This is a genomic window from Undibacterium sp. GrIS 1.8, assembly GCF_040544445.1.
GTDB lineage: Bacteria > Pseudomonadota > Gammaproteobacteria > Burkholderiales > Burkholderiaceae_D > Undibacterium.
This window is the reverse complement of sequence record NZ_JBEONQ010000049.1, coordinates 12015-28841: the sequence shown is the minus strand read 5'-3', so window position 1 is coordinate 28841 and position 16827 is coordinate 12015. Positions and strand designations below refer to the sequence as shown.

The 16827-nt window shown below is 44.5% G+C and carries 15 protein-coding genes; 8 read left to right on the top strand and 7 right to left on the bottom strand.

Going from position 1 to position 16827, the window contains the following annotated elements; genetic code table 11:
* Window positions 1–355: 355 nt before the first annotated feature.
* The 3 genes from AAKU64_RS18595 to AAKU64_RS18580 all read left to right on the top strand — a co-directional run bounded on the left by AAKU64_RS18595 (window position 356) and on the right by AAKU64_RS18580 (window position 4940).
* Window positions 356–1099 (top strand): Crp/Fnr family transcriptional regulator, encoded by a 744-nt coding sequence (locus AAKU64_RS18595; RefSeq protein WP_503012715.1) that lies wholly within the window; start codon window positions 356–358, stop codon window positions 1097–1099.
* A 177-nt stretch (window positions 1100–1276) separates the two neighbouring features.
* Window positions 1277–3991 carry a PAS domain S-box protein gene (locus tag AAKU64_RS18585; protein WP_503012628.1) on the top strand — a complete coding sequence of 905 codons (2715 nt, stop codon included), beginning with the start codon at window positions 1277–1279 and terminating at the stop codon, window positions 3989–3991.
* Window positions 3992–4106: 115 nt separating this feature from the next.
* Window positions 4107–4940, top strand: coding sequence for a response regulator (locus AAKU64_RS18580; protein ID WP_354334100.1), 834 nt, complete (start codon window positions 4107–4109; stop codon window positions 4938–4940).
* Window positions 4941–5211: 271 nt separating this feature from the next.
* Here AAKU64_RS18580 and AAKU64_RS18575 read toward each other — a convergent pair whose 3' ends face one another.
* From AAKU64_RS18575 to AAKU64_RS18555, 5 genes are all read right to left on the bottom strand, one after another.
* Window positions 5212–7368, bottom strand: a complete 2157-nt coding sequence (locus tag AAKU64_RS18575) for an AsmA family protein (RefSeq protein WP_354362647.1) — start codon at window positions 7366–7368, stop codon at window positions 5212–5214.
* 9 nt (window positions 7369–7377) lie between these two features.
* Window positions 7378–7527, bottom strand: coding sequence for a hypothetical protein (locus AAKU64_RS18570; RefSeq protein ID WP_354334103.1), 150 nt, complete (start codon window positions 7525–7527; stop codon window positions 7378–7380).
* A 466-nt stretch (window positions 7528–7993) separates the two neighbouring features.
* Window positions 7994–8242: a heavy-metal-associated domain-containing protein gene (locus AAKU64_RS18565; protein ID WP_354334105.1), complete on the bottom strand. Its 249-nt coding sequence runs from the start codon at window positions 8240–8242 to the stop codon at window positions 7994–7996.
* A 92-nt stretch (window positions 8243–8334) separates the two neighbouring features.
* Complete coding sequence (locus AAKU64_RS18560; protein ID WP_354334107.1) at window positions 8335–8613, bottom strand: hypothetical protein; 279 nt, start codon at window positions 8611–8613, stop codon at window positions 8335–8337.
* 199 nt (window positions 8614–8812) lie between these two features.
* The gene (locus AAKU64_RS18555; RefSeq protein WP_354334109.1) at window positions 8813–9661 is read right to left on the bottom strand and encodes a hypothetical protein; all 849 of its coding nucleotides are present in this window, start codon (window positions 9659–9661) and stop codon (window positions 8813–8815) included.
* A gap of 364 nt (window positions 9662–10025) precedes the next feature.
* Here AAKU64_RS18555 and AAKU64_RS18550 point away from each other — a divergent pair, with 364 nt between their 5' ends.
* Both AAKU64_RS18550 and AAKU64_RS18545 read left to right on the top strand, forming a co-directional pair.
* Window positions 10026–10442 (top strand): PRC-barrel domain-containing protein, encoded by a 417-nt coding sequence (locus AAKU64_RS18550; protein ID WP_354334110.1) that lies wholly within the window; start codon window positions 10026–10028, stop codon window positions 10440–10442.
* Window positions 10439–10879, top strand: coding sequence for a CHRD domain-containing protein (locus AAKU64_RS18545; RefSeq protein WP_354334112.1), 441 nt, complete (start codon window positions 10439–10441; stop codon window positions 10877–10879). The genes AAKU64_RS18550 and AAKU64_RS18545 overlap by 4 nt, the downstream gene beginning before the upstream one ends.
* A 420-nt stretch (window positions 10880–11299) precedes the next feature.
* On the opposite strand, the gene AAKU64_RS18540 is transcribed toward AAKU64_RS18545, so the two are convergent.
* Both AAKU64_RS18540 and AAKU64_RS18535 read right to left on the bottom strand, forming a co-directional pair.
* Complete coding sequence (locus AAKU64_RS18540) at window positions 11300–11989, bottom strand: type 1 glutamine amidotransferase domain-containing protein (RefSeq protein WP_354334114.1); 690 nt, start codon at window positions 11987–11989, stop codon at window positions 11300–11302.
* 101 nt (window positions 11990–12090) lie between these two features.
* On the bottom strand, window positions 12091–14196 hold the full coding sequence (locus AAKU64_RS18535) for a catalase (RefSeq protein WP_354334115.1): 2106 nt from the start codon (window positions 14194–14196) through the stop codon (window positions 12091–12093).
* A 579-nt stretch (window positions 14197–14775) separates the two neighbouring features.
* Here AAKU64_RS18535 and AAKU64_RS18530 point away from each other — a divergent pair.
* The 3 genes from AAKU64_RS18530 to AAKU64_RS18520 all read left to right on the top strand — a co-directional run bounded on the left by AAKU64_RS18530 (window position 14776) and on the right by AAKU64_RS18520 (window position 16790).
* Window positions 14776–15195, top strand: coding sequence for a DUF4398 domain-containing protein (locus tag AAKU64_RS18530; RefSeq protein ID WP_354334117.1), 420 nt, complete (start codon window positions 14776–14778; stop codon window positions 15193–15195).
* Between the two features lie 73 nt (window positions 15196–15268).
* Window positions 15269–16183 carry an OmpA family protein gene (locus tag AAKU64_RS18525; RefSeq protein WP_354334118.1) on the top strand — a complete coding sequence of 305 codons (915 nt, stop codon included), beginning with the start codon at window positions 15269–15271 and terminating at the stop codon, window positions 16181–16183.
* Between the two features lie 67 nt (window positions 16184–16250).
* Window positions 16251–16790 (top strand): ferritin-like domain-containing protein, encoded by a 540-nt coding sequence (locus AAKU64_RS18520; RefSeq protein WP_354334120.1) that lies wholly within the window; start codon window positions 16251–16253, stop codon window positions 16788–16790.
* The last annotated feature ends 37 nt before the right edge of the window (window positions 16791–16827 follow it).

The window sequence follows — 16827 nt, the reverse complement described above, 5'->3', positions numbered from 1 at the left end:
TGCCTCGGCTATCGAACGCCGTTTGAGGTTTTTTATAATTTGGATATACTCCCCCTAAAACTTACCTCCCGTTGCTCTTCGTAGCTGAATCCGCCTACCTTATTGTCCAATGATTATCTGGACAATCAACATATACTTATGGAGAGTATATATTTATATATATCAAGCACTTAGGTTTTTTGGTCAACCGGAATCGCTATTCCAAGCATGCCAAAACGTTTAGTTTCACCTCTTCACTTTTATGTACGTTAGCACACAGACAGCATTGTGTAGACGGTAATATAGTCTGAGACTGTGCGTATTTGTGTTACCTTGCGCTCCCAAGAATCTTTCTACGCGACGGCCCCTCACTCTCATGACTGGAAACAGAAACTCCTCTATGGCCAGTGCACATCACCCGAGTCAGAATCACCTGTTAGCCGCCTTGCTCGACGCGGAATATGACCGACTGTCCCCTCATTTAGAATTAGTGCCCATGCTGCTCGGCGACGTACTTTATGAGCCTGGTGGCAAGCTTGCGCATGTGTATTTTCCAACGACCTCTATTATTTCTCTGCATTATTTGCTAGAAGATGGCGGCGCCTCAGAGATCGCAGGTGTGGGTAATGAGGGCGTTGTAGGTGTTTCTCTTTTTATGGGTGGTAATAGCACGCCTAGTCGTGCGATAGTGCAGACGGGTGGTCATGCTTATCGCCTTAAGGCCGACATCTTGATGGCTGAGTTTAATCGTGCCGGGCCTGTGCTGCGCTTGTTGTTGCGCTATACTCAAGCACTGCTGACCCAGATGTCGCAAACCTCTGTCTGCAACCGGCATCACTCAGTAGAGCAACAACTGTGTCGCTGGCTGTTGCTGACCTTGGATCGGGTGCCATCTAATGAGCTGACGATTACGCAAGAACTGATTGCCAACACCTTAGGCGTGCGGCGTGAAGGTATTACTGAGGCGGCAGGCAAATTACAGCAAGAGCACTATATTAGCTACCGCCGCGGGCACATCACCGTCGTCAACAGAAACGGTCTGGAAGACAAAGTATGTGAATGCTATGGCGTAGTAAAAAAAGAATTTGCTCGCCTGTTATCGGACGTACGTCAGCGTTGATTCGTTTTTAAATCGTTTTTTAAATCGCCTTTTTAAACCTCCACTGCCTTATTTCTGCTGTATTTTATCTCCGCTGTATTATTTTCATGACGGCTTCGCCGTTACCTTGCCTGAGCCGAGGTTAGTGCTCTAGTTTGTGCTCTACAAAAAGTATCAAGGTCAGAATTTATGCTGGTAATGAAAAAGTCATCTATCGAAAGATTGATGCTGGTTGGTTTTGGTATGACATTCATAGTGCTATTGCTGGTTGGTAGCATGGCCTTGAACATTGTCGTGCCTTTCGTATCGTTCACCTCGGTGGAACACACCCACGAGGTGATTGCTAAGCTAGATTCACTAGCTTCTCAAATCGACAGAGCAGAGAATGGGCAGTGGACATATTTTCTGACGAAAGAAAAATATTTTATTGATGAACGCGACTCTGCGTTGGAAGAACTGAGAGCAGTCTTCGTACAAATATCTGAACTGACACTGGATAACCAGGCTCAGCAAGACCGCGTGCATCAGCTACAAATCACATTAGATAAGCGCGCGCATATATTTGTAGAAAACCAGGCAGTATTCGACGCACAAGGATTTGACGGAATAAGGCCTTTATTAAAAGTTGCCCGCGATACTGGAATGCAGATTCGCAAGCTGACTGCTGAGGCTATTCAAGAAGAACAAAGTTTATTAGTTCTGCGTAAAAATAGGGAGTTAATGCGACTTAAAATCATTATAGGCAGTACGGTTTTGTTACTCGTATTTTTGATTTTTTTCGCGATAAGCATACGCTTTGCAATGCGTAGGCGCTCAGAACTTGAACAAGCGCTGTTAGATGGAAGACAGCCGGTGTTAAAAGCGGAAGCCCTACAAAACGCTATTTTCAACAGCGCTAACTTTTCTGTCATTGCGACCGATGCACAGGGGGTGATCCAGATTTTTAACGTCGGTGCCGAGCATATGCTCGGCTATAAAGCCATCGATGTAGTAAATAAAATCACACCATCCAGCATCTCCGATGAGGGCGAAGTGATTGCCCGTGCAGCTGCCTTAAGTGCAGCATTAGAGACATTGATCTCGCCAGGATTTGACGCTTTAGTTTTTAAAGCTTCTCGTGGCATAGAGGATATTTATGAACTAACGTACATCCGTAAAGACGGTAGCCGCTTTCCTGCGATTGTTTCGGTAAGTGCTTTACGTGACGATCAGAATAAACTGATTGGATATCTGTTAATCGGTACAGATAATACTGCTCGTAAAAAAGTCGAAGCTGAGCAGGCTTTGCTCGATCAGCGCTTAAGCGATCAGCAGTTTTACACCCGCTCATTGATTGAGTCGAATGTGGATGCTTTGATGGCGACCGATCTTAAAGGCATCATCAGGGACGTTAATCAGCAGATGGAGGCATTAACCGGCTGCACCCGCGACGAATTGATTGGTGTTCCATTCAAAAATTATTTTACAGACCCAGATCGTGCCGAGGCAGCTATTACTCGCGTATTAAAAGAAGGCAAAGTCACCAATTACGAGCTGACCGCGCATGCCAAAGATGGTAAAGAAACAGTGGTGTCTTATAACGCAACTACCTTTCATGATAGAGATCGTAATTTGCGAGGTGTATTTGCTGCGGCGCGTGACGTCACCGAGCGCAAGCAATTTGAGCATACTCTGCAAGAGAATAATGTGGAGTTAGAAAGCGCCAGGGCAGCAGCAGAAAAAGCCAACTTAGCGAAGTCAGAATTTTTATCCAGCATGAGTCACGAGCTGCGCACGCCGCTCAACGCCGTACTAGGTTTTGCGCAATTGATGGAGTCAGAAACACCATCGCCAACGCCAGCACAAAAATTATCTATAGACCAGATCTTGCAGGCAGGTTGGTATTTGCTACGCTTGATTAATGAGATTCTCGATCTGGCAATGATTGAGTCTGGCAAAGTCACTATGTCGCATGAGTCCATGTCGCTCACCGATGTATTGCAAGATTGCCGTCTGATGATGGAGCCGCAAGCCGATAAGCGTGGCATACAGATGACATTCCCTAGCGTAGAGAATCTATTTTATGTGCATGCTGACCGGACGCGGGTGAAACAGGTTTTGGTCAATTTGCTGTCGAATGCAATTAAATATAATCGGGATAACGGCGCAGTGATTGTCCAATGCCAGATGAATGGCGAAAATAGAATACGCGTCAGTGTGCGCGATACTGGCACTGGTTTAGAGCCAGATCAGTTGACGCAATTATTCCAGCCGTTTAATCGCCTTGGAAAAGAATATGGCGGCGAAGAAGGTACTGGTATTGGTCTGGTCGTCACCAAGCAATTAGTCGAGTTGATGGGCGGTACGATCGGTGTAGAAAGTACCATTGATGTCGGTTGTACTTTCTGGTTTGAGTTGTCCGCGTCTAGCGCACCTAAGTTAATATTCGGAGAAATGGGCGAGGACATAAGTACAGAGCACGGCGCTGTATTAAAAACGTCGAATGGGATCAATACCTCAGCCTATAAACGTACTTTGTTATATGTTGAGGATAACCCCGCCAACATGGCATTGATCAAGCAATTGATTGAACGCCGTAGCGACCTTAAATTATTGACCGCAGTAGATACGCATCTTGGGATTCAGCTGGCGCGCACTTACCAGCCAGACGTGATTTTGATGGATATTAATTTGCCGGGTTTAAGTGGTTATGGCGCTTTGAAAATTTTGCATGACGATGCCACTACGGCGCATATCCCGGTGATGGCCTTGTCCGCTAATGCGATTCCGCGTGATATTGAAAACGGACTCAAGGCGGGTTTTTTCCGCTACCTGACCAAGCCGATTAAAGTGAATGAATTTATGGATGCGCTGGATGTGGCATTGCGTTACGCGTCTGAGCATAGCCTGGGTAGTAAAGAACGCGATTTGTAAGATTTTTGGCCTTCATGACGTTACTGATATTTGTCTTAGGTTTATATTAGATGACGGGCAAGTGATCATTGCAATAAAGAGCAATAGCAAATAATCGAATTTTTGGAAGAAACTCATGTTAGAAGCAGCCGAGATCCTCAACGCCAATATCCTCATCGTCGATGACCAAAAAGCCAATGTCATGCTGCTGGGGCAAATGCTGAGCAGCCGCGGCTATACCAATGTCACATCCACTATGGACTCGCGCACGGTATGCGATCAACATGCAGCGAGCAAATTTGATTTGATACTGCTAGATTTGCAAATGCCCGAGATGGACGGTTTTGAAGTGATGGAAGAGTTGAAAAAAATCGACATCAACGGCTATTTGCCCGTACTGGTTATCACAGCCCAGCCCGGCCATAAGTTACGCGCACTACAAGCCGGTGCCAAGGATTTTGTCAGTAAGCCGTTTGACTTGGTAGAAGTACAAACCCGTATTCACAATATGCTGGAAGTACGTTTGCTTTACAAAAGACTGGATAACTACAACAAGGTCCTTGAGCAAACCGTGCTGGAGCGCACTGCAGAATTACGCGAGAGCGAAGCCCGCTTCAAGAGTTTTACTGAACTGTCGTCCGATTGGTATTGGGAGCAAGACCCACAAGGCAACTTCACCAGCATTTCTGGCCCGGTGTTTGAAATGTTAGGGATTGATGCTGACGACATGTTAGGCGCAAGCCCCAAAGCCTTGGCAGGCTGGAATGCCGCTGAGCGGGCGCAGCTGGATTCCAACATCGCCAGCCGCCGGCCTTTCCTGGATTTTGTTTATAGCCGTACCAATGCAGACGGAACGATCCAATATCTGCAAGTCAGCGGTGAGCCTATGTTCGACACTTCCGCCAGGTTCACGGGCTACCGTGGAATAGGCATGGACGTCACACACCGCATGCGACCTGAGCAAAAATAGCACCCGCTTTTAGTCTGCTGTTCGCAGGTGGTGAATTGTAGTAAATTTATATACCCCTATTAGTATATGTAGAACGTCCAGGTAATCATTGGACACTAAGCCATATTTAGTAAAAATAAGGGGGGAGTATATACTTTTAGTAATGGCGCGCTGGGTGCGCGGAAAGTAGGGTGCGCCATGCGCACCAAGTAAACCAAGCTAGTATTTTTTCAAAGTAGGGGGCATGCATACCAGGCAAACAGCAAGCGCATTAGCTAGTAATCATTCGCCCTTACTTAGCAACAGCCTTAGCCTTATAGGTTTTACCCGGCGCCGGTGCCACCGGTGTGACCCTGGCCTCTGCTAACAATTTGGCGCAGCCGCTATCGGCTTCAGGGCCAGCATTGATCAGAGGCAGCAGGGCTGCAACTGGCGCAGCGACCGCCAACGCAATCGCGCCACCGGCTCTTAACGCAAGCACACCTTTGTCTACGCTGACTTTAGGATCTTTAAAACTACCCTGAACATACAGCGGTGCTCTGAGTGAGAAAACTCGTAGCCCTTTGCTATTCGGTTTGATCGTCAAATCCAATTGTTCTTGCGCCATATTGACATTGCCGCTGACATCTAAGACTGCATCATCGGTATCAACAATAAAAGTACGGGTTTGCATCACACCATTAGTCACGGCAAAATCGGTTGCCATGCAATTGAGTTTGACTTGCTTGTCACCCGAAAGATAAGTCAGCGCGACATTGCCGATATTTAATCCAATCTGCTCTAACAAACGTTTGCTGATGCTGCCCTGATTGATCAAGGTTTTAACCTCACCATTGGATGCGGCTAACAAACTGGCGATGGAGTTGCCAGTCGCCGACAACGACGCATCGCCGTTGATCTCACCCACGCTGGCTTGCAGTGCATCTAGCGTCGGAAATAATTGTTTGAGTTTTAAATGACGGGCACTGACTTTCATCGTTGCCTTTAATGCTTTTGCCGTTGGCGGCTTTTCTTCCGTTAGATTTGCTGCTAGTTGATTCCCTGCGGCATCTGTTTTACCGCTGCCATCCAGATGGATATCTGAGCTGAGCGTGCCGCCTGCCATATCAAATGTCAGAGGTGATAAATCGAGCACGCCATCCTTCAGATGTAAGTTGGTTGTGAGCTTATTGATGGGCAATTCTTTTTCGCGGATAATTTTTTCCGCACTAAATTTTATGTCTGCGTCTATGCTGGTCCAGCGCTCTGTTTTAAAGGTCTCTACTGGTAACACTTTATCGCCAGGTTGCACTGCCGCTGCACCGCGCTCTGTTTTATTTGCGTTAGAGTCCGCACCGATCAATGCGCCCAGGTCGGAGAATTGCAGCAATTGCGATACGATTACACCCGACAACAAAGGCCGGTCAGGCGCAGGCCGGGTTTTAAAATCAAGACTGCCGCCGATGTCGCTAGAGCCTACTTTACCGCTAAATTTTTCATAGACCCAATGACTATTATGTTTGCCAAGTGTGCCAATCAAATGGCCTTCGGTAGAAAACGGTGGCGTCTCTGGTAGTACAACGCCGCTGAGCGCATACAGCCTCGCCATACTTGGTGCAGAGAGTTTTAAACGCATATCTAGCGCTGCTAACTCGGTTGGCTTTGTGACTGAGCCTTCGACACTGATCATCGTTTTGCCGACGCGCACATTTGCCATAACAGGGAAGGGCGTAGTCTGCTGTTGCAGCGATAAAATCGCGCCCGCTTTACCACTGCCGCTGACGGTATCGCCATTAAATTTACCGTGTAATTTCCAACTCACGCCATAGGCGGGGTCGGTATTGATGGTATCAATATCTGCTGTTACATCTGCATGTTTGATCGCATCAACCAAGTGCACGCTGCCTTTAGTAAACACCACGCGTTGTAATTCTAATTGCCACGCCGAGGCTTGATCACCGCTAGCTAAAGTCCAATTATTTTTGCCATCAGCAGTACGTAATAAACTGACGACGGGACCATCAAAGCGCAGCACAGGGATGGCAATCTTTTTACCTAACAAGGCCAGAGGGTCTAGCGAAAAAGCAAATTGCTGAATGCTCGCCATTTCTTCCGGGACAGCGATCACCGTTGATGCTGAAGTTGTCTTAGCCGCCAAAGTCGCAGGATTATTTGGTTCCGACGCGGGTGTCATCATCGCCGCCGGATTGCCGATATGCACATCTTTTGCAATGAGATGCGGCCACGGGATCATCCCACGCCAACCGCGATCCAGCTCTGGACCAACGACTTGTTTATCCCACGTCAGAGCGAGATCACCTTTGATCACAAAAGACCGGCCCAAAGCTTCGCTGGTACGTTCGTTCAACCAAGGCTTAGCGCGGTTCCAATCAAAATTAGTCATCACGATAAGCGCTACCGCAGGGACGGCGATCAGGAAAGTGACGAGGGCAATAGTTGTACGACGCATTTTTCTTCTTTATAAAAAATTAGTAATACCCATGAAGTGCACTACATTAATCGTCACGGTATTGACACTCACAACTATGGTTAACAGGCGCGGTGTAATTAATGCCGTAACGCTGTCAATCAGCGACAAGACGGGGAAAAAACTTAAGACGGTAATCATATTGTACGGCTTTCGATAATAAGTACTAGCTGCAAGTTTGCAATTGGATACTGTTGCGGCATTACTTATGACGCTATCCGTTGCAAAGTCTGGTTCGATGCAGCCAGACTACGTGAAAGCAGAGTCCTATTATGTTCGTTGACGCACCTAGAACGAAAAATATCGACATAGACTTAAGTGCATATAAGCGAGATCTTTTTGTGACGATTTGAATTTTTAAACAAGTGGCTGCGCACTTATTTTTAGCAATACTCTTCTGATTCGTTCAGTTAAGCGGCAGTTTTTGTATTTTTCGAATGCATGTAGTAAGCATAAAAAATTACTCATGCAGTATGTAGACAAGGCCGCTGTTAAAGCGCATATGCACCTACTCACCATAGAGTCTGCCACTTCGGCGATTTTTCCCCATATAACTAAAGAAACAAATCGATTGTGGCGAAAACAGCGACCTTAGTTGTATCTAGTTTCAAGAATCATTTTTGAGTGTTAAGCCAGCAGTAATATTGGTGGGATCTACATCATAGCCAGCGTCCTTAACCGCAGCTTTTAATTGTTCTACTGAAGTCTTCTCTTCGTCATACTGTACGTTAGCGTCACTATCTGCAAGGGAGACTGTGACGTCGTTCACGCCAGGCACGGCTTGCAGCGCTTGCAGCACTTTTTTGACACATCCTTCACAGCTCATTCCTCGTATTTTTATATTTTCTATTTGCATGGCAATACCTCTTTATTTAAGTTATTTCAATCCCACTAAAACATCGTCTTTTGCCTTGTCATGTACGGTACGAAACGGAAAGGGCGACTAATTTATAAAGTTATAGAGGAAAAAAACGTGTCACGCGTATCCCCCATCAACGCTCGTAAATCTTTAATACTAATATTGCTGATTTCATGCATGCTGATCATCAACGAGGCACCGACGGATAACTTATGATGCCGGATTTTGCTAATGACAGGAGGTGCTACCTCTAGCATTTTAGATAGTTCAGCATCATTTTTTAAATGTAATTGGTCAATCAGCTTGTTCAATAAATTATTCGGATCGTAATGAACATGATCAGAGTTTAAATTTAAAATATTGGGCATCTTGTTTCCTCATTCAGATTTGTTTCTAGCATTCGCCAGGCCGGGTGTTCATATACTGAGCAATCTAATGAACAAATAACGCGATCAGAATGACGATAGGGATAGGAATGCCAAGTAGTAATAGCAAAATCGAACGCATGATAGTCTCCAATGATTAAGACGATTGATTAAAATTGGGAATTTTTACCCCGAGCAATACTTAGTCGAGCAAATGAGCTCTGTCGCGTTGACGTCCACCAATTGTGGCCGCGAGGCTAGCGACAAACGCACCGATCAACAACGCGATAAACATCCACAGAGCAGAGTTGGCCGCTGCCTTACGCGCCTTATCAGCAGCTTCTTTGATAACGTTCTTGGCATCTACCACCGATTTGCTCCATTGTGAATACACCGCATCGACACGTTTTTCTGCATCGGTTTGACTGATACCCGTACGCTTGATGATTATTTTAGATAAGTAATCGCGATCTGAACCACTAAGGGCGCCATTAACAATATCTGTGGTTAGAATTTTCCCTACTTCTAGGCGGGCACCAGAATTGGCATCAATAGAACCGTCATCTGAACGCAACAACATATCCGAGAAATAATCCACCGGCTTGACCTTCATATTGTTTGCCGCGGCGGCTGCGGTGACCGCACTTGAACCTATATTCGATGCCTCGCTAAGAATACTTTGAGCCGCACTTGCAAGTAAGCCGACTGTCATTAACGAGGCAACAGCCCATGCAAGAAAACCATGAGCGGTATCTCTAAAATAAACCTCGTTATCGTGCAAATTACCCCACTTGATCCTTAGTCTACCAGCCAAATAACCCCCAACTCCAGATGCCGCAAGCTGCATAAATGTAAGCCACGCAATTGCTGAAGCGCCCATCACTGACGAGTTGTAAGACCAGGGAGATATGCTAGATAAACCTAATCCAGCACCCAACATTAGTAGTATTAATGAAAGCGCCGCCGCCGCCGCTGCCCCTGCCAGTACGGCACTCCAAGTCACCCCTGAAATTCCCGCATAGGACGAAATAGTTTTCTGTTCTTCTAGCATAGTTGCTCCCTTTGATTGGTTATACGTGTTGTTTCGGGTTATTTGAACATTAGTTTTATTAATGTTAACCGTCTTAAGTGTGTTGAACAAAACCATTCCACGTCAGTACATTTAAAACTCACAATTACGGCGAGGGGCAAAATAAAGATAAGGAATATATAAGCCAACAATGTTCGAAGCATATTTATCGTTAGTCAGCCTGTATGTGCGCTGAATCACACTTCATCGATATTTTTTGAAAAAATACAAAAACTATATCTAGGGAAATGCTTAGGTTACTTTTGCATTTTTATTTTTGTGCGCTATCGAACGGACACGATTTTTTAAATAGATCAATCTATGATTCCATTTAAGGAGAACTATGATGAGTTACCAAGAAAACGATGTTTATGGAATGTATGCATTAGGCGAATCTGGTCAACACAAAGGTCCAGGGCCTGAATTAATGGGGGCTAATACATTGATCGGCGACAATGTACATAATCCTGAAGACGAGCATCTAGGTGAGATTAAAGAAATTATGTTGGACATGAGAACAGGAAGAATTGCTTATGCGGTACTTGCTCAGGGCGGACTTTTTACCATAGGTGAGAAACTCTTTGCAGTTCCCTGGAGTTCGCTCAAATTAGATACTTTGAATAAACGGTTTGTGCTGAATGTACAAAAGGATCGTTTTGAAAATGCCCCAGGATTTAATTCAGATCAATGGCCAGACATGGCAGATAGCACTTGGGCAGATACCGTACATCATTTTTATGACACTCAGAGGAACCCATTATGAAAAATCAATTTCTCAAGAAAGGTCGTTTTAAAATGTTTAACGCAATCATGTTGAGTGCTGGAACCATGTTATTAGCTAGTGCTGTTTATGCTGGTGAGACCAAAGTCAGTTTGGTCGGTGCAGAAGAGACTCCAGCAGTTAAAACTACTGCCAAAGGTGCGGGAAGTATTACCGTTAATAATGATAAGTCTGTCAGCGGTGTAGTTACTACTACAGGCTTGTCCGGGACAATGGCTCATATACATTTGGGTGCCGCAGGAAAGAAAGGCCCACCAATTATTACCTTAGTAAAATCCGGTGAGGGTAGTTGGTCAGTGCCATCGGGATCGGTTCTTACAGACGATCAGTATGCAAGTTATAAAGCAGGAAATCTTTACGTCAATGTTCATACTGCTGAAAATAAAGACGGAGAGATCAGAGGGCAATTGAAGCCTTAACGGATAGCATGAGTAAAACGAAATAAACCGAGAAAATACAGGCCTAGAAGACAAGAGGAAACAAGCGGCAGCAACAAAATCGTAGCTTCTTGATGTTAAATAGAAAATTTTTGCGGTGAAATGTTATTGCTGTTTCCTATTTGGAGCACCAAAGGTGCTATCCGGCGGTTGCCGGATTTTTTTGGTCATTTTTGATACATCAAGGCGCTCATGGCTTTTCATGAGCGCCTTGTTTGCAACTAACATACTACAAAATCGCATCAAAAATTTTGCAAAAATGCATATCTTAAAGAATCAACAGATCAAATTCTAATTGAAAATCCTAGCTTAACTATTGCTCCAAATCCCTTGATCGAAGAGAGTATTTATACAGCACTTGAATTTTTCAGCTAAACCGGATTTGCACTGATACGCCAGTATTTAAGTTGACGTCGTAGCAGTGAGTAACAATACTTTTGCCGCCTCTTCTGACGAAGCAGGATTTTGTCCTGTAATTAATAATCCATCTTTTTGTACGTAGGATTGCCAGTCCTTAGCTTTTGAGTAAATACCGCCATTTTTTTTAAGCATATCTTCCACTAGGAAAGGCACTACCTCGGTTAGCCCCGCGGCTTGCTCTTCAGTATTACTAAAGCCAGTGACGGATTTTCCGCTAACCAGCGGCTTACCTTCTGCAGTATTGACATGTTTCAGCACTCCGGGAGCATGGCAGACTACGGCTACAGGTTTACCTTTGGACAACATCGTTTCGATTAGATTAATAGAGGACGTGTCTTCCGCCAAATCCCATAAAGGTCCGTGCCCACCTGGATAAAAAACTGCATCAAAATCATTCGCTGAAATATTGGAAAGCTCCAACGTACTAGCTAAGGCCTTTTGTGCGGCTAGATCTGCTTTAAAACGGCGAGTGAATTCAGTTTGCGAAGTATCGTCATCACTTTTAGGGTCAAGTGGAGGTTGTCCACCTAATGGCGATGCCAGCGTTACTTCTGCACCAGCATCCATAAAAACATAATAAGGTGCGGCAAATTCTTCTAACCAAAAGCCCGTTTTTTTACCAGTATCACCTAACTTATCATGGGATGTTAGTACCATCAATATTTTTTTCATTTTGGATCTTTTCTATAAAGTGAATCGGGAAAGCATATATATAAACCAGAGATTAAAGAGGCAAAAAGCTAGTTAGATTAAACCTATTTCAGAAATACGTTCTAATTGCTTGGCCGTACTAATTCTTCACGGTTCCATTGTCTGGTTTTTGCAGCTTTTAGAAACTCTTTCATATGTTCTGTCGACATTATTCCAGGGTCTTTTTTAATTCCTGCGATATCTAATAGGGATTTACTTCCTACATCAAAGGCAATGGCTTTTAAGTGGCTATAAGCGTCTTTGATAAACTCGATTGCCGCCAAATTTCTCGCCATTTTTTTTGCGGCTGGCTGAGAGATAATTACCACAATAGCATCAAACATGATGGACGGGCTGCCCGCCAATTGACCATTGACGATAGCCTTACTAGCATCAGACAAATAGACGCCACTAATTTTAGGCGCTACGATTTTGTATGTCGCACCGTCTTTAGTAACGGCATCTTTAACATTTTTAAAAGTCTCTGCGTCTGAGCCTTCATCGATAAGAATGCCGACAACACGACCTGTTAATGTGTCTTTTCTGTTATTGATTAAACCTAATGCCGGAGATATCGGAAAATCTAGAACAGGCGCAGCACTCGTTGGTAGTGGTGGCAAATCCTTAAGCCCTAAACCAGCGGCAATACGTGCTGCCAAATCTGCATCTATGTGTCGTAGATGTCCTACTATGGCTTCTCTGATGTGCGGGTGCTCGACTTTTGATAATTCAAAAATCAATGCTGACACGATATGAGATTGCTCGTATTTATTTTGACTTATATAAAATTGACGCGCCTGACTGTAATGATCAGCAAAGCTCTCTGGTCGAATCCTTCCTTTAGTTCCAATAAGCTGCTCTGACATGCTTTTAAAACCAGCCACTGCTTGCTCACGGGGTGATGTTGACGATAGTGTATTTGGCTCATAAGATACCCTACCATTCGGTAAGGACATTTGCATATGGCCATCCCGTTGATGATTAGCGAATGGACATTTAGATGCATTCACCGGGATTTGATGAAAATTAGGTGAGCCTAATCTGGATAGCTGTGTATCGAGATAAGAAAACAAGCGACCTTGCAGTAATGGATCATTCGAGAAATCAATACCTGGAACAAGATGTGATGGACAGAATGCCACTTGCTCGGTTTCCGCAAAAAAATTATCTGGCCACCTGTTAAGTACCATCCGTCCAACGACCTTTAAGGGAATCAATTCCTCAGGGATAAGCTTAGTTGCATCAAGATGATCAAACGGGAATTGATCCGCCTCTTCTTGTGTAAAGATTTGTACCGATAGTTCCCACTCAGGAAAGTTTCCGGAACTGATGGAATTGAACATATCACGACGATGAAAATCAGGATCAGCTCCCGCAATTTTAACGGTCTCATCCCAGATCGTTGATTGAAGCCCTAACTTAGGTCGCCAATGGAACTTTACAAAAGTTGAGTTGCCATCCTGATCAATCAAGCGGAAAGAATGAATACCAAAGCCTTCCATCATGCTTAATGATCGCGGCAAGGTGCGATCAGACATAATCCACATCACCATGTGCATTGATTCGGGTGTCAGAGAAATGAAGTCCCAAAACGTATCATGAGCAGTAGCTGCTTGTGGGAAACCACGATCTGGTTCCATTTTTACCGCATGGATGAGATCAGGGAATTTAATCGCATCCTGGATAAAAAACACAGGGACATTATTACCAACCAAATCCCAATTACCTTCTGACGTGTAAAATTTTACGGCGAACCCCCTCACATCTCTAGGGGTATCTGAAGATCCTGAGCCGCCAGCCACCGTGGAAAATCTGGTAAATAAAGGAGTTTTTACGTTTAGCTCAGTGAGAATTTTTGCGGTCGTATATTTTTGTAGAGAATGGGTTAATTCAAAATATCCATGAGCACCAGTTCCTCTGGCATGCACGATACGTTCCGGTATCCGCTCATGATCGAAATGAGTAATTTTTTCTCTTAATATAAAGTCCTCTAATAAGATTGGGCCTTTTACGCTGGCTTTGAGCGAATTCTGATTATCGGCAATGATAAGACCCTGATTAGTCGTTAATAAAGATTGTATTTTTTCTGGGATTTGATGTAATTCACCTCCGTTACCAATCGAAGTAGCGGGCATTTCTTGATTTTTTTTTGTTAGTATTTTTGGTCGTGCTGTATTAGTTTTAGGCATGGTCGGCAATCTACAAAAAAGGTCAAACGATCGATGAAAAAAATTAAAACAGAGCAAGCGGAAAGCCGAAACTCTGTTTTTAATTCTTTAACCATAAACCGTATCTTTGTTTTGATATGTGCGGGAGCACACGCTATATAAGCCAATTTTTATAATCAGAATTTGAACTACTTGCCTATTAAAAATAACTAGGCTTATTGTCATTCATCATGAATGTAATAAATGTCGGGTGCAATCATAGCGGCTTAATTTCCGCGACCATATCGCTATGTTCAATGGCTACATCTTCGGGCACGATTAACTTTTTCGGCATAAAAAATATTGATATTTATTCTTTAGGATTTAGGCGTCCAGGCCTCAGTGATTTTAAGTAACACAAAGAAATTGTTTTCATATGCGGAGAATAAGTTACCTGGATTTTCTGTCTTACTCTCGTTCCTAAAAAAAATGAAATCAATGTGCGCCAGCGTACTGATCTGGCAAAAATTTCAGCCTATGATTTATCACATCGAGATCAGCACTCAATCCGGTTAAGCGGATTCACTGGTTTTGCGATCACTAATTCAACGGAGAAGAAAAATGATAATTACTACAGCTACATCACTTAAAAAAACTACTACTACACTGGCTACAACGGGCTTAGCGGTCTTATGCGGCGCAGCTCTGATTTTGACAGTCGGTTGCAGCAGCATGAAGACGCCGGCAACCGCTAGTGTGGCTGTCTCTAGTGCTGCGGTAGATAACGCCTCTGGCGCTGGTGCAGCAGAATTTGCACCGGTAGAAATGGCGTCAGCACGCGACAAAATGGCACGCGCTAATAAAGCGATGGCAGCTAAGGATTATAAGCTTGCAAATGATCTGGCTACGCAAGCCCAGGCCGATGCCAAGCTAGCACAAGGCAAGGCTGATTCAGCCAAAGCGCAAGCGGCATCTAATGCATTACAAGATGATATTCGTGTCCTGCGTGAAGAGTTAGATCGTAATAGCGCTACTAAGTAAGCGTGCACATTTTCGCCCTCGTTTCCCATACACGATCTGTACAAAATAAACCAATAAATTAAAAGGCATCATCATGAAAAAAACTTACTTCACGCCAGTCCTGTTAGCCATGGCAGTCTTTGTTTCTGCTTGTAGCTCTATGCCAAAGACAACCAGTTTGTTAGATCAAACTCGCAGTGATTATGCGATGGCGCAAAGCAATCCAAAAGTGGCTAGTTATGCATCTTTAGAAATGAAGCAAGCCGGCGATGCTTTAGACCAAGCCAACGCTGCTGCAAAAAATAATGACAATGCGGACAAGATCGATAAATTGGCTTATGTCGCTAAACAAAAAATCGCGCTGACACAAGAAGTCGCTAAGCAAAAATCTGCAGAGGCTGATATCGCTAGTGCAGGTAAAGAGCGTGATCAAATACGCTTAGATCAACGCACTAACGAGGCAGATAAGGCAAAAGCTTCTGCGGCACAAGCTTTGGCGAGCGCAGAGCAAGCCAAGTTGGCAGCTCAAATAGCGCAAGGTCAGGCGATGGATGCACAGCGTCAGACACAAGACGCACAAGCCCGCGCCGCACAGTTAGAAGCGCAATTAGCTGATCTGGCTGCCAAAAAAACAGATCGCGGTATGGTCATTACTTTAGGTGATGTCTTGTTTGGTACCGACATGGCGCGCCTTAATCCAGAAGGCTTACGTACAGCTAAAAAATTAGCCGATGTATTGCAACAAAATCCGCAACGTACGGTATTGGTAGAAGGCTTTACCGATAGCACAGGTACTGCTGCGCACAACCAGGAATTGTCGGAGCGTCGTGCGACTTCCGTCCGCACCGCATTGCAAGAAATGGGTATCGCGCCGGAGCGTGTAGCTGTCCGTGGTTATGGTCAAGCTTACCCAGTCGCAAGCAATACTACTGCACAAGATCGTCAGTTAAATCGTCGTGTAGAAATCGTTTTATCTGATGCTAGCGGCAAGGTACCGCAGCGTCAGTAAATACAATTCTTAGACCCGCTAATATCAAAACTAACTAAGACCATTTTTAAATTTTTGGAGAAGCATCATGCATGACGCAAAAAAAATGAATCATAAGGGTATCGACACCGCGGCAATCCGTGATGCTGCCAAAAATATGGATGATGGTGCAGTTACCGTCGGTTATCAGGCAGATCGTAAAGAAGTGATTGCCATGTTAAATGGCGCATTGGCGACAGAACTGGTTTGTGTATTGCGCTACAAGCGCCATTACTACACGGCAAGTGGCTTGCAAAATGGCCCGATCAAAGCAGAGTTTTTACAGCATGCGATGGAAGAGCAAGGCCATGCCGATTTATTGGCAGAGCGTATTGTGCAGTTGAGCGGTAGCCCGGATTTTAATCCGGCAACGCTGATTGACCGCAGCCATGCAGAGTACGATGATTCAGATAGTATTCAATCTATGATCAAATCGAATTTGATCGCTGAGCGCGTCGCTATTGAAGCGTATCGCCAAATGATTGAGCAAATCGGCGATACAGATCCGACCACCAAGCATATGCTAGTCGGGATCATGGCGATGGAAGAGGAACATGCGGATGATATGCGGGATTTATTGGTCAAGTAGTACTAAGTAATTTGTAGCACTAAGCAGCATCAGTTGA

Bases quoted from the DNA above. Each gene is read 5' to 3' on its own strand.
- AAKU64_RS18595 (WP_503012715.1), top strand. From the start codon at position 356: ATGACTGGAAACAGAAACTCCTCTATGGCCAGTGCACATCACCCGAGT.
- AAKU64_RS18585 (WP_503012628.1), top strand. From the start codon at position 1,277: ATGAAAAAGTCATCTATCGAAAGATTGATGCTGGTTGGTTTTGGTATG.
- AAKU64_RS18580 (WP_354334100.1), top strand. From the start codon at position 4,107: ATGTTAGAAGCAGCCGAGATCCTCAACGCCAATATCCTCATCGTCGAT.
- AAKU64_RS18575 (WP_354362647.1), bottom strand. From the start codon at position 7,368: ATGCGTCGTACAACTATTGCCCTCGTCACTTTCCTGATCGCCGTCCCT.
- AAKU64_RS18570 (WP_354334103.1), bottom strand. From the start codon at position 7,527: ATGATTACCGTCTTAAGTTTTTTCCCCGTCTTGTCGCTGATTGACAGC.
- AAKU64_RS18565 (WP_354334105.1), bottom strand. From the start codon at position 8,242: ATGCAAATAGAAAATATAAAAATACGAGGAATGAGCTGTGAAGGATGT.
- AAKU64_RS18560 (WP_354334107.1), bottom strand. From the start codon at position 8,613: ATGCCCAATATTTTAAATTTAAACTCTGATCATGTTCATTACGATCCG.
- AAKU64_RS18555 (WP_354334109.1), bottom strand. From the start codon at position 9,661: ATGCTAGAAGAACAGAAAACTATTTCGTCCTATGCGGGAATTTCAGGG.
- AAKU64_RS18550 (WP_354334110.1), top strand. From the start codon at position 10,026: ATGAGTTACCAAGAAAACGATGTTTATGGAATGTATGCATTAGGCGAA.
- AAKU64_RS18545 (WP_354334112.1), top strand. From the start codon at position 10,439: ATGAAAAATCAATTTCTCAAGAAAGGTCGTTTTAAAATGTTTAACGCA.
- AAKU64_RS18540 (WP_354334114.1), bottom strand. From the start codon at position 11,989: ATGAAAAAAATATTGATGGTACTAACATCCCATGATAAGTTAGGTGAT.
- AAKU64_RS18535 (WP_354334115.1), bottom strand. From the start codon at position 14,196: ATGCCTAAAACTAATACAGCACGACCAAAAATACTAACAAAAAAAAAT.
- AAKU64_RS18530 (WP_354334117.1), top strand. From the start codon at position 14,776: ATGATAATTACTACAGCTACATCACTTAAAAAAACTACTACTACACTG.
- AAKU64_RS18525 (WP_354334118.1), top strand. From the start codon at position 15,269: ATGAAAAAAACTTACTTCACGCCAGTCCTGTTAGCCATGGCAGTCTTT.
- AAKU64_RS18520 (WP_354334120.1), top strand. From the start codon at position 16,251: ATGCATGACGCAAAAAAAATGAATCATAAGGGTATCGACACCGCGGCA.